We start from the raw sequence: 14100 nt of genomic DNA, 5'->3' as shown, positions 1-14100 counted from the left end.
CTGCGTGTCTTGAGTAGGCCCGGCTGCGGTTCCTTGGTCAGGGCGGCGGCCGGCTGCGTCGCGTCTTCTTCCTGCACGGTTCCCGACCGGCAGGACATTGTCCATCCCCCGGCCAGGGTCCGTCCCGTCCGTCCCCCGGACGGGGTGGTTCAACGGGTCGTCAGTCCCGGCTGCCCTGGTCACCAACAAGCGTGCCGATCTTCTCACCCTTGACGGCGCGGGCGATATTGCCCTCTGCCAGAAGCTCGAACACCAGGATCGGGAGCTTGTTGTCGCGGCACAGTGTGACGGCGGTGGCGTCGGCGACCTTGAGGTCGCGGGTGATGACCTCGCCGTAGCCGAGGGCGTCGAACTTGACCGCGTCGGGGTTGGTCTTCGGGTCGGAGTCGTAGACCCCGTCCACGCCGTTCTTGCCCATCAGCAGCGCCTCGGCGTCGATCTCCAGGGCACGCTGGGCGGCGGTGGTGTCGGTGGAGAAGTACGGCATGCCCATACCGGCGCCGAAGATGACCACGCGGCCCTTCTCCAGGTGGCGCACGGCACGCAGCGGGATGTACGGCTCGGCGACCTGCCCCATGGTGATGGCGGTCTGCACCCGGGACTGGATGCCCTCCTTCTCCAGGAAGTCCTGGAGGGCGAGGCAGTTCATGACGGTGCCGAGCATGCCCATGTAGTCGGAGCGGGCCCGGTCCATGCCGCGCTGCTGGAGCTCGGCACCGCGGAAGAAGTTGCCGCCGCCGATCACGACCGCGATCTCCGCGCCGTCCCGCACGACCGCCGCGATCTCACGGGCGATCTTGTGCACCACGTCGGGGTCGACCCCCAGGCCGCCGCCGCCGGCGAAGGCCTCTCCGGACAGCTTCAGCAGAAACCGGCCGCTCACTTTGCCGTCGTCGCTCTTCTGGGCCTTGGTGGTCATGGAGATCCCGCCTCTTTCACGTGGTGCACATGCGAAGAAGGCCACTGCCGGTGGGGTGTCGTTCGCATCCCATGCGCGGCAATGGCCTCCTCGTCAGATCTGCTGTCGTCCCCCACGCACGCGTGCGTGGGAGCGTACGCGGCGACTACTACGACCCTATCGGGGTCGCGCGTCGAGCGCGGTACGGACTCAGATGCCGACCTTGATGCGCGTGAAGCGCTTCAGGGTGACACCGGCCTCGTCCAGGACCTTCTGGACGGACTTCTTGTTGTCGAGCGCGTACGGCTGGCCGAGCAGCGTGGCGTCCTTGAAGAAGCCGTTGAGGCGACCCTCGACGATCTTCGGCAGCGCGGCCTCGGGCTTGCCCTCGGCGCGGGTGGTCTCCTCGGCGACACGACGCTCCGACTCGACGACCTCGGCCGGCACGTCCTCCTTGGAGAGGTACTTCGGCGCGAAGGCGGCGATGTGCTGGGCGACGCCCTTGGCGATCTCGGCGTTGGGCTTGTCGAGCTCGACCAGGACACCGATCTGCGGGGGCAGGTCGGGCATCGTGCGGTGCATGTACGCCGTCACGAAGCCGTCCGCGAACACCGCGAAGCGGTCCAGGACGATCTTCTCGCCCAGGTTGGCGTTGGCCTCGTCCACGAACGCCTGGACGGTCTTGCCGGCCTCGATCTCGGAGGCGAGCAGCGCCTCCAGGTCGGCCGGGGAGGACTTGGCGACGTGCTCGGCGATCGCGGTGGCGACGGCCTGGAACTTCTCACCCTTGGCGACGAAGTCCGTCTCGCACTTCAGCTCGACGAGGACACCGGAGGAGTTGTCGTCGGCGATGATCGAGACCACCGCGCCGTTCTCGGCGGAGCGGCCCTCGCGCTTGGCGACGCCCTTCTGGCCCTTGATGCGGAGCGCCTCGACGGCCTTCTCGACGCTGCCTTCGGCCTCGTCCAGCGCCTTCTTGCAGTCCATCATGCCGGCGCCGGTGAGCTCGCGGAGCTTCTTGACGTCGGCGGCGGTGTAGTTCGCCATGATTCTGGAATCTCTCTCGAAGTCTGAAGATCTACCGGTGCCGGACGGCGGGGGCTTGTGGGCCCCCGCCGTCCAGAACCCGAAGGTGGTGAGGGGTCAGGCCTGCTCGGCGTCCGCGGCAGGAGCCTCGGCGGCGGGAGCCTCGGCGGCGGGGGCCTCGGTGGCCGGAGCCTCCGCAGCGGCCTCGGCCGGCTTCTCGTCCTCGGCGGCCTTCTCGGCCTCCGCCGGCTTCTCGGCCTCGGCGGCGGCCGGAGCCTCAGCCTCGTCGGCCTTCTTCTCGCCCTCGAGCAGGTCGCGCTCCCACGCGGCCAGCGGCTCGCCCGCGGCCTTGTCGCCCTTGCCCTCGGTGGCGACACCGGAGCGGGAGATGAGGCCCTCGGCGACCGCGTCCGCGATCACACGGGTGAGCAGCGTGACGGAGCGGATCGCGTCGTCGTTGCCCGGGATCTTGTAGTCGACCTCGTCGGGGTCGCAGTTGGTGTCGAGGATGGCGACGACCGGGATGTTGAGCTTCCGGGCCTCACCGACCGCGATGTGCTCCTTCTTGGTGTCCACGATCCAGACGGCGCTGGGCACCTTCTGCATCTCGCGGATACCACCGAGGGTCTTCTCCAGCTTGGCCTTCTCGCGCGAGAGCACGAGAAGCTCCTTCTTGGTCAGACCGGACGCGGCGACGTCCTCGAAGTCGATCTGCTCGAGCTCCTTGAGGCGCTGCAGACGCTTGTAGACGGTCGAGAAGTTGGTGAGCATGCCGCCCAGCCAGCGCTGGTTGACGAAGGGCATGCCGACGCGGGTGGCCTGCTCGGCGATGGCCTCCTGCGCCTGCTTCTTCGTGCCGACGAACATGACCGTGCCGCCGTGGGCGACGGTCTCCTTGACGAACTCGTAGGCGCGGTCGATGTACGACAGCGACTGCAGCAGGTCGATGATGTAGATGCCGTTGCGCTCCGTGAAGATGAATCGCTTCATCTTCGGGTTCCAACGACGGGTCTGGTGACCGAAGTGGACGCCGCTTTCCAGCAGCTCCCGCATCGTGACGACGGCCATGGCCGTTCTCCTTGTGTTTCTCGGTTGTGCCGCGGGTGCCGGATAGCTCCCGCGCCTGACGCCCGCGTGCGCCGTGCCGCAAAGGACCGAGGAGCGCTGACACCGGCCGGAAACCGGCTTGATGTCGGGGCGTGCGAAGTCGACCCGGTGACCCGGATCGCCAAAGGAAGTGTACGGGACCCGCGACCCCCCGGGTGACGCCACTGTCCACAACCGGGGAGTAGTCCACAGGTCCCGGCCCCGAACCGGGCGAATACGCGACGGTTCGGGCATGAGAGCGAAACGAAGTGCGGGCACATGGACGGGAACGTGGCGGTGGTTTCTGGGACTGCCGGTGTCGCTGTCGCTGCTCACGGCGACCCTGCTGACCTGCCCGGCCCTGCCCGGAGACCGTGCGGTCCCCCTCGCCCCGGCGGCCGCGGACACGTCGGTACCGGCCATCGGCCGCGCCTGGCCCGTCGGCAACCGTCCGGCCGTCCTGCGTGGCTGGGAGCCTCCGGCTACGGCGTACGGTCGCGGCCACCGAGGCGTCGACCTGTCCGCCGCACCCGGCGCTCCGGTACGGGCGGTGGCTGCGGGCCGGGTGTTCTTCGCGGGGCGGGTGGCGGGCAAGGGGGTCGTCTCGGTGGAGCTGGCCGGGACCGGCGATCCCCCGCTCCGGACGACGTACGAGCCGGTCCGGGCGTCGGTGAAGAAGGGGGAGGAGATGGCCGCGGGCGCGGTCCTGGGCACGGTGGAGCCGACGGGCTCCCACTGCACGACCCCTTGCGTCCACTGGGGCCTGCGAAGAGCCGAGACCTACCTGGACCCGCTGTCCCTGCTCCCCCCATGGCTCCTGAGCCGGGGCCCGTCACGCCTACTGCCGGTGATCGGCGTGCCTGTGCCGTCGTAGTGGGCCCGGTGCGCCGATCGCCGAACGGGGGGGTGCACCGGCCCCCGACGGGCGAGGCGAGTGCGTTCGCCGCCGACCGGCGCAGCGGGCCGCCGTCCCGGCGACCGACGGCCGGCGGGACGGCTGTTATGGCCGCCTGCGGGCGGGGTGGGTGCGGTGACCGCCAGCAGACCGGGCACGCGCGGCGGCCACCAGCAGACCGGTCGGGCAGGTGCGTTCATCGCCGACCGGACCGGCGGAGCAGGTGCGGTGACCGCCAGCAGACCAGGCACGCGCGGCGGCCACCACCAGACCGGCCGGGCAGGTGCGTTCATCGCCGACCGGACCGGCGGGCAGGCACATCCGCCGCCGTGCCACCGGCGCTCACTGACTGCGGTGGTCGGCACTCATCGGCTTGAGTAGCCGGCACTGTTGGCCGATGCGGCTCCGGATGGCGCTTCTGGTCGTCGACGTAACCCGGACCCGACGCTCAGCCGCTGCCGTTAGCCTCATCCGCCCGGCACGGCCAGTCGGTCAGGCTCGTCCAGCTGCGGGCGGTTGTGCAGCCGAAGCGTTCCGGTCCAAAGAACGCGGGCCCTGTCACCCCGGGCCACACACCCACCCCGAGATCCACACCCAGGCCCGCCCCCGGGCGATGTCAGCCCCGGACCCCCCGCAAGGCCATCCCCACCGCGGCCTCCGTGATCACCGCAGGTTCCTCCGCGGCGCCCAGCTCGATCCGCCGCACAGCCGCGTCCACGACCCCCTGCAGCAACATCGCGGCCATCCGGGGCTGCTCGTGCCCCATCTCCGCCAGCGCCTCGACGATCATCGCGACCAGTCCCCCGTGCGAGGCCCGGATCTTCTCCCGGGCGCCCGCGTCCAGTTCACTCGCGGAGATCGCCACCACGGCCCGGTGCCGCCGGTCCCCGACCAGCGCCAGCTGGCGGCGCACATACGCCTCCACCTTGGCCTCCGGCCCGTCGGCCGCGGACATCGACGCCGACACCTCCGCCGCCCAGACGGGAAAGTCGACCTCGCACAGTTCCTCGACCACGGCGGCCCGCGACCGGAAGTACTCATACACGGACGAGCGCGCGAGGCCCGTCCGCTCGGCGAGTGCGGGGAAGGTCAGCGCCTCCGTCCCGCCCTCGGACAGCAGGGAACGAGCCGCGTCCAGCAGGGCGGCTCGCTGCATCGACCGGTGCTCGGCCACGGAGGCCGCTCGAATCCTTGGCACGTGAACCACTTTACGGAGGGACAACCCCCGACGGGAGTCCGCGCCCCGACCGGTAGTCGTTCGGCCAGGTCAACGACCAAAGCCGGCCAGTTTCGCCCGCAACTGAAGCACGGACTTGGTGTGGATCTGACTCACCCGGCTCTCGGTCACACCCAGCACGTTCCCGATCTCCGCGAGCGTGAGTCCCTCGTAGTAGTACAGCGTCACCACGGTCTTCTCCCGCTCGGGCAGGGTGTTGATCGCCCGCGCCAGGAACCGCCGCAGCTCCCGGTCCTCGGCCACCTCGACCGGGTTGTCGGCGGCGGTGTCCTCCAGCGTGTCCATGAGGCTCAGCCGGTCGCCGCCCTCGCCGCCGACGTGTAGCAGCTCCTCGAGGGCCACCACGTTCGCGAGCGACAACTGGCTGAAGACGGCGTGGAGATCGTCCACGCCGATTCCCATCTCGGCGGCCACTTCACCCTCGCTCGGCGTCCGCCTGAGCCGCGCCTCCAGCGTCGCGTACGCCCGCTCGACGTTTCGTGCCTTCTGCCGAACCGACCGCGGGATCCAGTCCAGGGCCCGCAGCTCGTCGATCATCGCGCCCCGGATCCGGGTGATCGCGTACGTCTCGAACTTGATCTCCCGGTCGATGTCGAACTTCTCGATCGCGTCGATCAGCCCGAAAACTCCGGAGGACACGAAGTCCGCCTGTTCCACGTTGGGCGGCAGGCCTACGCTCACCCGCCCCGCCACGTACTTCACGAGCGGCGAGTAGTGCAGGATCAGCTGCTCGCGTAAGCGCTCGTCGCCCGTCGCCTTGTAGGACCGCCACAGCTCGTCGAGCGTCGAGGGAGCGGGCGGCCGCACGCTGCCACCCTCGCGGGCGGCTGGGGGGATCGCCGCCCGGTCGGACCCGGAGGTGTGCTGGGGCATTCGTCGCCTTGTACCGTTCTGCCGTGAAGTGGTGCTGCCTGGGTGAGCTGTCGGTCTGATGCCGACTTGCCTGTCTGCGTCGGAATCCTGGTGAGCGTAGCGTGACTGAAGTGTCGCGGTGCGCGAAGGACATAGCCCGGACCGTGCGCAGATACGTTCCTCGGACGCTCCACCGCGTCATTTCGATCGCTCTGTGTGATGGCGACATCGGGCCAACTGCGGGAATCGGCAAGGGCTTCGGGGTTCCCCCGGACGGCCGAACACACTCGGTCAGCACCCATGTCGACCACCGCGTACGGAGATCATCGACTGGCGTGTCAACTTCCAGCCGTCGCCATGTCGTTCGACGTAACCCAGTGCTCGCAGTTCGTACAGTCTCGCGATCGCGTCGTCCGGGGTGGTCTGCGCGCCGCGTGCGATCTCGTCGGCCGTCGCCGCGCCGCGCCCCGGCAGCGCGGCCAGGACTCTCAGTGCGGCAGCGTCGAGCAGGTCACGCGGCACCACGGGCCCGCGCCGGTCCGGGGCCAGCTCCCCCATGTCGCCGACCAGTTCGACGACTTCCGCGGCATCGGTGACCAGTACCGCGTCCTGTCGCAGGAGCTCGTGCACACCTGCGGAAAGTCCGCTGGTGGCCGGCCCCGGCACCCCCATGGTGTACCGGCCCAACCGCTGTGCCGCCCGCGCCGTGACCAGGGAACCGCTCCGATAGGCCGCCTCGACGACCAGCGTGCCCCGGGTGAGCGCGGCGATCACCCGGTTACGCAGCACGAACCTGCTCGGCGTCGGATGCTCCCCGGGCGGCAACTCCCCCACCACCAGCCCCTGTTCCGCGATCCTGGTGATCAACTGGGTGTGTCCGCGCGGATAGGGCCGGTCGACCCCGCAGGCCAGCACGGCGACGGTCGCGCCGCCGGCGCCCAGGGCACCGCGGTGGGCGGCGCCATCGACTCCGTAGGCCCCGCCCGACACCACGACCCAGCCGCGCTCGGCGAGGCCGGCCGCGAGCGTGGCGGCCATGTGGGCGCCGTACTCGGTGCAGGCGCGGGCGCCGACCACGGCCACCGATCTGAGCGCCCACATCCTGAGGTGGGGCAGCCCGCGCACCCACAGCCCAAGGGGCCGAGCGTCCCCCAGATCGTCGAGCTGTCCCGGCCACTCGGTGTGACCCGGGCAGATGAACCGCACCCCGCATGCCCGAGCGGCGGCGAGGTCCTGCCCGGGTTCGGCCCGACCGGCCCTGGCCAACAGCCCGGCCCATCGCTTGTCGCTCACCCCGGGCAGCGCCTCCTCACCCTCCCTCAGCCTTCTCGCCACCCCTTCCACCCCGAACTCCCGCACCCACCGCCCGGCGATCTCGTCTCCGGGCTCGATGACACGGGTGAGGAACACACGGTCGAGCAGTCGCTCGCCCGGATCCTCTTCGACGCTCATGTCAGGGCCCCGATGGCCATGGGCACGCCGCGTGGCACGCCGGTACGCAGTTGCAGGGCCAGGGCGACGTCCGTCGCGTCGGGCCTGTCGTGTCCCACCAGGTCCGCGACGGTCCAGGCCACCCGCAGGACCCGGTCGAGCCCGCGCGCGGTCAGCACGCCCCGCTCCAGGTTCCGCTCCGCCTCGTCCATGGCGCCGGACGCGGCGTACCAGCGACCGCGCAGCTCACGCCCGGGCACCTCGCTGTTGGTACGCCAGGGAGTGTCGGCCAGTCGGGCCTGTGCCCGCGCCCTGGCGCCCCGGACACGGTCGGCCACGGCCGCTGTCGACTCCCCCCGGGCGCCGCGCCCCGTCAGCTCGGCGCGGGTGACACGGTCCACCTCGACACGGAGGTCGACCCGGTCGAGCAGCGGGCCCGAGAGACGGGCCTGGTAACGCCGGATCGCCGAGGGCGGGCACTCGCACATGTCGTCCGTCCGGGAGAAGCGTCCGCACGGGCAGGGGTTGGCCGCGAGCACCATCAGGAACTTCGCCGGGAAACGCACCACCCCCGCACTGCGCGCGATCACCACGTGCCCCGCCTCCAGGGGCTGGCGCAAGGCATCCAGGGCCTGACTGTTGAATTCGGGCGTCTCATCCAAGAACAGGACACCGCGGTGGGAGAGCGAGACCGCTCCTGGCCGGGCGACACCCTGACCGCCGCCGACCAGCGCCTGCATCGTGGCCGAGTGGTGCGGGGCGCAGTAGGGGGCGACACCGACCAGGGGCTTGCCCGGGGGAAGCAACCCCGCCACCGAATGCACCGCCGTGACCTCCAGGGACTCCTCCCGGCTGAGAGGGGGCAGGACCGCGGGAAGCCGCTCGGCGAGCATCGTCTTGCCGGCTCCGGGTGGACCCGACAGGAAGAGGTGGTGTCCGCCCGCGGCGGCGACCTCCACCGCCGTACGCGCCGACATCTGTCCCACCACGTCGGCGAGGTCGTGGCCGTGGTCGAGCTGGGCGGCACCCATGCTGTGCATGCCCGTGGCCGCACCGGTGCCCGGCATCCGCAGTCCGGCGAGCAGCGGGTCCGGGCGGCCGGTCTCGTCCGGTTCCTCCTCGGGCACGGGCTCGTCCGCGAGGACCGCGATCAGCTGCCGCAGACTGCGCACCCCGAGTACGGAAACGCCCGGCACCAGGGCCGCCTCGGCGGCGGCGCACTCGGGCACGACGACCTGCTCGTAGCCGGCGTCGGCCGCCGCCAGCACCGCCGGGAGGATGCCCCGGACCGGACGCACCCGTCCGTCGAGTCCCAGCTCGCCGATCATCACGATGTCGGCGAGCACCCGCGGATCGATCCGCTCGGCGGCGCCGAGAACGGCACAGGCCACAGCGAGATCGAACCCGGACCCCGCCTTCGGTACCGATGCGGGGCTGAGCCCCACCGTCAGTTTCTTCTGCGGCCATTCGCCGCCGGAATTCACCACGGCGGCCCGGACCCGGTCCCGGCTCTCGGTCAGGCTCTTGTCCGGCAGTCCCACCAGCGTGAACGCGGCGACCCCCGGTTCGAGGTCGGCCTGGACCTCGACCACCACGCCCTCGACGCCCACCAGCGCCACCGAGCACGTCCGCGCGAACCCCATCTCAGGCCACCCCTCGGACGTGCTCGACGACGGGTGCGCCACGGCTGGGCAGGACGACGCCCACCAGGTCGATACGGACGCCTCCGGGCGGCGCTCCTCCGTGGGCGTGGATCCAGCGTTCCGCGAGGCCGCGCAGCCGCTCCGCCTTGTCGGGTGTCACCGCGGACATCGGATGCTCGAAGAGCCCTGCCCGCCGCGTCTTGACCTCGCAGACGACCAGGACGTCGCCGTCCCGCGCCACGATGTCGATCTCGCCGGTCCTGCCGCAGCGCCAATTGCGCTGCAGGACCGTCATCCCGGCCGCCACCAGCAGCCGCGCGGCCAGCGTCTCGCCGTACCTGCCGAGTGCACTGCGTGCCTGATGCGTGTTACCGCGTGCCTCATGCGTGTTCATGTCGGCACCACCTCCGGCACCAACCGTCACGCACACGGACCCGGCGAGTTGATCTTGGTGGGCTACTCGCCGGTTGTGGAAAACTTCACCACCCCCACGGGGGACGATCAGCCGCCCGGCAACTCCAGATCGCTCTTGTTCAGTTCCTCAATATTCACGTCCTTGAACGTGAGGACACGGACCTGCTTCACGAAGCGCGCCGGCCGGTACATGTCCCACACCCAGGCATCCGCCATGGACACTTCGAAGAACACCTCTCCCTGAACCGAGTGCACCTGCATCTCGTAGTCGTTGGTGAGGTAGAAGCGCCGCTCGGTCTCGATCACGTATTTGAACAGACCGACGACATCGCGGTACTCCCGGTAGAGCTTGAGCTCCATCTCGGTCTCGTACTTCTCGAGGTCCTCGGCGCTCATGGCATGTTCCCCTTCAGCCGTGCGATCCCACCATTGTGCGCCAGTCCCGCGAGCCCCTAGGCGATTTCGGTGTCCAGGGTCACGGGCCCGGCCGGGGGACCTTCGTCGAGCAGCCTCTGGAGCAGCTCGGCGAGTCTGGTCGGATACACCGTCTCATGTGCCTGGCTCAGTTCCCGACACGTCCACCAGCGCGCTCCGACGACGCTGCGCCGCTCCAGCTCGGTCAGGGCCGCCGCCCGAGTGGTCGTCTGGGTGGTGCGGGCCAGGTAGTACCACTCGTCCTGGTCCCAGCGTCGGCCCGCGAACGGGAAGGAGCACATCCGCCGCCACAGCACCGGGCCGAGTTCGACCTCGGTGATGCCGGTCTCCTCGGCGAGTTCCCGGAGCGCGGCCTCCTCACGAGTCTCCTCGCCCTCCAGGCCGCCGCCCGGGGTGAACCACCAGTCGTCGGCCGGATCGTCCGGCTCGTGGCCGTGCAGGAGCAGGATGCGGTCGCTCGGGTCGAGCAGCACCACCCGGGCCACCTTGCGCAGTCCGCCCGAGTGCGCGACCTCGTGGAATGCGCCGTCCGCCGCCTCAGCGGGCACCGGCCGGCTCCGTCCGGGAGCGGCCGCCCGTTCGCTTGGCGATCGGGCCGTACGCGCCACCGCCGAGGACGAGCACCCCGCCGACGACGATCAGGACGAGGATCGTGCGCAGCGGGCCCGGTGTGGAGAGCGCGCCGAGCGTCTCGAAGCCGGTGGGCCGCTCCAGCATGCCGTCCATGGGCCACACGACGGCGTCCACACGGGCGGTCACGGCGTTCTGCGACACCGTGCCCTGGGCGGCGTCCGTGAGGTGGGCCGTGGAGTCCAGGGAGCCCTCGCGCTCGTCACCGAGGAGGAAGAGCCGGCCCTTCGGCACGGTCACCTCCGGAAAGTTCGTGCTCTCGGCGACACTGCCCGCCGGCAGGTACGGTTCCTCGATCTTCTTGCCGTTGACGGTCAGCCTGCCGTCGGTGCAACAGGACACCGTGTCCCCGCCGACGGCGACCACTCGCTTGACCACCAGGGCGTTGGTCACCCAGGACGTGTCCTTGAAGACGACGACGTCGCCACGGCGTATCTCGCCACCGTCGACCCGCTCGGCCAGGACCCGGTTACCGGCGTTGATCGTCGGCGTCATCGAGCTGGTGGGCACGGTGTACGGCCGGTAGACCACCACTCCCCAGCCGAATCCCGCCAGGAACAGCACAAGGCCCAGTGCGACGGCCACTCCGGACAGTCGCTGTCCGGTCCGGCTGCCCACCGGGCCCGTTCCTGTGCCGCCGCTGCGCGGGGCCGTACGCGTCGTGCTCTCGCCACCCATGGGTCCGCACCCTACCCGGCGGTACCTGACCCGGTCAGCCCTGCGGCCCGACCAAGGTCACCACGGCCCGAGGGTTTGAAGAGCCTTGACCGTACGACGGGAAAGTCATGTCCTGCCGCCCACGGTCCACCACCTGCTTCAGCGGGTCTCCGCGGCCTTGGTCTTCCTGCGCCGCCACAGGGCCACGGGGACGACTCCGACGAGCGCGATCCCGTCGGGGGCGACCGTGAGCGCCGTGGAGGCCGACGACTGGGCGTTCAGGCCGCTCTGGTCGAAGGTGTCCGGGACCGGCAGGGTGCCCCAGCGGTTGATCGGCCAGGCCTTCACGACGGCCCGCCCGACGACCTCGTCCACCGGCACCATGCCCTTGTGCTTGTCGCTCTGGTTGTAGCGCGAGTCACGCGAGTTCTGCCGGTGGTCGCCCATCACCCAGATGTAGCCCTTGGGCACCTTCACGGTGAACTGGCCGCCCTGGTCGTCGACACTGCACGGCGTGTTGCCGGGGTAGACGTACGACGTCTCGTTCAGCGCCTTGCCGTTGACCGTCAGCGGACCGGAGTTCTTACAGGAGATGGTGTCGCCGCCGACGCCGACGACGCGCTTGATCAGGTCCTTCTCCTCGGCGGACGGCATCAGGCCGATCCAGCTGAGGAACGTCTGCACCGCGTTCGGGTCGGTCGTCGGCTCGCCCGCCAGCCAGTTGTCGGGGTCGTGGAACACCACGACCTCGCCGCGCTCGGGCTCGGAGCCGAACCACGGGGTGAGCTTGTCGACCAGGACCCGGTCGCCCTGCTGGAGGGTGTTCTGCATCGAGTCCGAGGGGATCGAGAACGCCTGCACCAGGAACGTCTTGATCAGCAGCGCGAGCACGAGCGCGATACCGATCAGGATGGGCAGCTCCTTCCAGAAGGAGCGCTGCTTCCTCTGCGCGGGAGCCGAGTCACCGGACCCCCGTCCGCCCGTCCCGGTCTGTTCGGTCGCCCCGCCGTCCTCGGCAGCCCCGGAGTCACTCCCGGAGGTCACGGCGCTGTCCGCGGCCGGGACGGCTGTCTCCGCGGGGCGTCCGCGGTGCTCCTCGCCGTCGTGCCCGGACCGTGCGCCAACCGCCACATCCCCCACGCCAACTCCTTACTCTGCGCCGCTGCCGCCTGCCCCATACACGGCGCAGGCCCACCACTCCCATAACGAGCGGGAGTTCCGCAGGGCTCGGGAGTTGGACCGATCTGTTCGGATCGTCGGGTGCAACCCTAAGCGACGGCGGAGCGGCAGCGGTCGACCCGACTGCCGAGTCGGACACGGAAGAGTAGGTTTCCGGCTCCTTCAGCTTGGTCATGTGACCGAAGGGCCAGGCGATGACCATGGCCCGGCCCACCACCGAGTTCTCGGAGACCGTGCCCCCGTAGTCGGTGTCCTGGTGCGCGCGGGAGTCCGCGGAGTTGGCCCGGTGATCACCCATCACCCACAGCCGCCCCGGCGGGACTGTGATGTCGAACTGGGTCGAGGACGGGGCGTTGCCGGGATACAGGTAGGTCTCGGTCAAGGGAACGCCGTTGACGGTGACCCGTCCCTGCGCGTCGCAACACTTGACCTTGTCTCCGCCGACGCCGACGACCCGCTTGATCAGGTCCTTCTCGTCGTCGGACGGCAGCAGGCCGATGAAGGTGAGCCCCTCCTTGACCTGCTTGACGACGATGGGGTCGTCCTTCTTGGTGGTCGGCTGCTCGCCCTGGAGCCAGCCCCCGGGATCCTTGAAGACGACGACGTCCCCGCGCTCGGGCTTGGAGCCGAACCACGGGGTGAACTTGTCGACCAGGACCCGGTCGCCGATCTGGATCGTCTGCTCCATGGAACCCGACGGGATCACGAACGCCTGGACGAGGAAGGTCTTCAGGACGAGGGCTATGAGGACGGCGACGCCGACGAGGAGCGGGATCTCCTTGATGGCCGAGCGCCTGCGGCGCCGCTTGACCTTGCGCTGGAGCTTGCGTCGATCGGCCCGGCTGCGTCCGTCCGCGGGGCCGGCGGACGAGCGCCGGGAGCCGGTGGGCAGCAGGTTGTCGGCCGCGCTCGTCAAGGCGCCGCGCGGCTTGCCCCGGTTACCCATGGGCGCCCGCCCTGGTGGTCGGCTCGCTCGCCCCTTCGACGGCGGGCACACGCGCGTAGGAGGCGGGCCGGTCCAGTCGGGTGAAGTGGCCGGCGGGCCACAGGACCCAGTCGGCCCGGCCGATGACGTCGTCGACGGGGATCATCCCGCCGCCCGGGGAGCCTAGGTGGTCGCGGGAGTCGCTGGAGCGGCTGCGATGGTCGCCGAGGACGAAGAGACCACTGCGGGGCACCACCACGTCGAAGGGCACCGTGGAGGGGCTGTCACCGGGATAGAGGAACGTCGACTCGTCGACGGACCGACCGTTCACCTCGATCCATCCCTCCTTGTCACAGCAGACCACGTGGTCTCCCCCCACCCCGACAACGCGTTTGACGTAGTCGGCGTCCCCGAAGTACCCGGTTCCGTCGAACACGACGACATCGCCTCGCCGCGGCTCGGCACCGAAACGGTACGCCAACTTATTTACGAGAACGCGGTCCCCGATCCTCAATCCGTTTTCCATGGATCCGCTGGGAATCTGGAAGGGCTGCACGACGAAGTTGCTGAGCAGCAGCAGGAACAGCAGACAGAGCAGCAGGGTCAGGGCGATCCGCCCGCCGGGCAGCCATGCGGCGGCCCGCGACACCAACGCGAAACGCGACCGGTCCTCCGGCCCTCCTGTGTCCGAGATCTCCTCGGCATCACAAGGGCGGGAGGAGCGGTCGCGCTCCGTCGGCTGTGCTTCGGTGTCCATCGAGGCCAGATGCTATCCGGCCCTTCTGTGGACTC

General features: G+C 70.1%; 15 protein-coding genes. 1 reads left to right on the top strand and 14 read right to left on the bottom strand.

The window, feature by feature from the left end:
* Window positions 1-160: 160 nt before the first annotated feature.
* The 3 genes from pyrH to rpsB all read right to left on the bottom strand — a co-directional run bounded on the left by pyrH (window position 161) and on the right by rpsB (window position 2992).
* On the bottom strand, window positions 161-919 hold the full coding sequence (pyrH, locus tag OHA64_RS33885; RefSeq protein ID WP_356767430.1) for a UMP kinase: 759 nt from the start codon (window positions 917-919) through the stop codon (window positions 161-163).
* 189 nt (window positions 920-1108) lie between these two features.
* Window positions 1109-1945, bottom strand: a complete 837-nt coding sequence (gene tsf, locus OHA64_RS33880) for a translation elongation factor Ts (protein WP_405619663.1) — start codon at window positions 1943-1945, stop codon at window positions 1109-1111.
* Window positions 1946-2041: 96 nt separating this feature from the next.
* A complete protein-coding gene (gene rpsB / locus OHA64_RS33875) occupies window positions 2042-2992 on the bottom strand; it encodes a 30S ribosomal protein S2 (RefSeq protein ID WP_405619661.1) in 951 nt (316 codons plus the stop codon).
* Between the two features lie 271 nt (window positions 2993-3263).
* Here rpsB and OHA64_RS33870 point away from each other — a divergent pair, with 271 nt between their 5' ends.
* Complete coding sequence (locus OHA64_RS33870) at window positions 3264-3884, top strand: murein hydrolase activator EnvC family protein (protein WP_405619659.1); 621 nt, start codon at window positions 3264-3266, stop codon at window positions 3882-3884.
* 637 nt (window positions 3885-4521) lie between these two features.
* On the opposite strand, the gene OHA64_RS33865 is transcribed toward OHA64_RS33870, so the two are convergent.
* The 11 genes from OHA64_RS33865 to lepB (OHA64_RS33815) all read right to left on the bottom strand — a co-directional run bounded on the left by OHA64_RS33865 (window position 4522) and on the right by lepB (OHA64_RS33815) (window position 14065).
* Entirely contained in the window at window positions 4522-5079 is a 558-nt protein-coding gene (locus OHA64_RS33865) for a TetR/AcrR family transcriptional regulator (protein ID WP_405624222.1), read from the bottom strand.
* Between the two features lie 93 nt (window positions 5080-5172).
* Window positions 5173-6015 (bottom strand): RNA polymerase sigma factor WhiG, encoded by an 843-nt coding sequence (gene whiG / locus OHA64_RS33860; protein ID WP_405619657.1) that lies wholly within the window; start codon window positions 6013-6015, stop codon window positions 5173-5175.
* 270 nt (window positions 6016-6285) lie between these two features.
* The gene (gene dprA / locus OHA64_RS33855; RefSeq protein ID WP_405619655.1) at window positions 6286-7446 is read right to left on the bottom strand and encodes a DNA-processing protein DprA; all 1161 of its coding nucleotides are present in this window, start codon (window positions 7444-7446) and stop codon (window positions 6286-6288) included.
* Window positions 7443-9068 (bottom strand): YifB family Mg chelatase-like AAA ATPase, encoded by a 1626-nt coding sequence (locus tag OHA64_RS33850; RefSeq protein ID WP_405619653.1) that lies wholly within the window; start codon window positions 9066-9068, stop codon window positions 7443-7445. Before OHA64_RS33850 ends, dprA begins: the two co-directional genes overlap by 4 nt.
* A gap of 1 nt (window position 9069) precedes the next feature.
* Complete coding sequence (locus OHA64_RS33845; protein WP_405619651.1) at window positions 9070-9462, bottom strand: YraN family protein; 393 nt, start codon at window positions 9460-9462, stop codon at window positions 9070-9072.
* A 107-nt stretch (window positions 9463-9569) separates the two neighbouring features.
* Window positions 9570-9878, bottom strand: coding sequence for a DUF2469 domain-containing protein (locus tag OHA64_RS33840; protein ID WP_003965949.1), 309 nt, complete (start codon window positions 9876-9878; stop codon window positions 9570-9572).
* 56 nt (window positions 9879-9934) lie between these two features.
* Window positions 9935-10465 (bottom strand): NUDIX hydrolase, encoded by a 531-nt coding sequence (locus OHA64_RS33835; RefSeq protein WP_405619649.1) that lies wholly within the window; start codon window positions 10463-10465, stop codon window positions 9935-9937.
* Entirely contained in the window at window positions 10455-11225 is a 771-nt protein-coding gene (gene lepB / locus OHA64_RS33830; protein WP_405619647.1) for a signal peptidase I, read from the bottom strand. Before lepB (OHA64_RS33830) ends, OHA64_RS33835 begins: the two co-directional genes overlap by 11 nt.
* A gap of 138 nt (window positions 11226-11363) precedes the next feature.
* Window positions 11364-12344 carry a signal peptidase I gene (lepB, locus tag OHA64_RS33825; RefSeq protein WP_405619645.1) on the bottom strand — a complete coding sequence of 327 codons (981 nt, stop codon included), beginning with the start codon at window positions 12342-12344 and terminating at the stop codon, window positions 11364-11366.
* Window positions 12232-13329 (bottom strand): signal peptidase I, encoded by a 1098-nt coding sequence (gene lepB, locus OHA64_RS33820; RefSeq protein ID WP_405619643.1) that lies wholly within the window; start codon window positions 13327-13329, stop codon window positions 12232-12234. The genes lepB (OHA64_RS33825) and lepB (OHA64_RS33820) overlap by 113 nt, the downstream gene beginning before the upstream one ends.
* Window positions 13322-14065 (bottom strand): signal peptidase I, encoded by a 744-nt coding sequence (gene lepB / locus OHA64_RS33815; protein ID WP_405619641.1) that lies wholly within the window; start codon window positions 14063-14065, stop codon window positions 13322-13324. The genes lepB (OHA64_RS33820) and lepB (OHA64_RS33815) overlap by 8 nt, the downstream gene beginning before the upstream one ends.
* Window positions 14066-14100 lie beyond the last annotated feature (35 nt).

It is taken from the genome of Streptomyces sp. NBC_00076, from assembly GCF_045041235.1.
Lineage (GTDB): Bacteria > Actinomycetota > Actinomycetes > Streptomycetales > Streptomycetaceae > Streptomyces.
This window is presented reverse-complemented; position numbering and strand designations above follow the sequence as displayed.

Bases quoted from the DNA above. Each gene is read 5' to 3' on its own strand.
- pyrH (WP_356767430.1), bottom strand. From the start codon at position 919: ATGACCACCAAGGCCCAGAAGAGCGACGACGGCAAAGTGAGCGGCCGG.
- tsf (WP_405619663.1), bottom strand. From the start codon at position 1,945: ATGGCGAACTACACCGCCGCCGACGTCAAGAAGCTCCGCGAGCTCACC.
- rpsB (WP_405619661.1), bottom strand. From the start codon at position 2,992: ATGGCCGTCGTCACGATGCGGGAGCTGCTGGAAAGCGGCGTCCACTTC.
- OHA64_RS33870 (WP_405619659.1), top strand. From the start codon at position 3,264: ATGAGAGCGAAACGAAGTGCGGGCACATGGACGGGAACGTGGCGGTGG.
- whiG (WP_405619657.1), bottom strand. From the start codon at position 6,015: ATGCCCCAGCACACCTCCGGGTCCGACCGGGCGGCGATCCCCCCAGCC.
- dprA (WP_405619655.1), bottom strand. From the start codon at position 7,446: ATGAGCGTCGAAGAGGATCCGGGCGAGCGACTGCTCGACCGTGTGTTC.
- OHA64_RS33850 (WP_405619653.1), bottom strand. From the start codon at position 9,068: ATGGGGTTCGCGCGGACGTGCTCGGTGGCGCTGGTGGGCGTCGAGGGC.
- OHA64_RS33845 (WP_405619651.1), bottom strand. From the start codon at position 9,462: ATGAACACGCATGAGGCACGCGGTAACACGCATCAGGCACGCAGTGCA.
- OHA64_RS33840 (WP_003965949.1), bottom strand. From the start codon at position 9,878: ATGAGCGCCGAGGACCTCGAGAAGTACGAGACCGAGATGGAGCTCAAG.
- lepB (WP_405619647.1), bottom strand. From the start codon at position 11,225: ATGGGTGGCGAGAGCACGACGCGTACGGCCCCGCGCAGCGGCGGCACA.
- lepB (WP_405619643.1), bottom strand. From the start codon at position 13,329: ATGGGTAACCGGGGCAAGCCGCGCGGCGCCTTGACGAGCGCGGCCGAC.
- lepB (WP_405619641.1), bottom strand. From the start codon at position 14,065: ATGGACACCGAAGCACAGCCGACGGAGCGCGACCGCTCCTCCCGCCCT.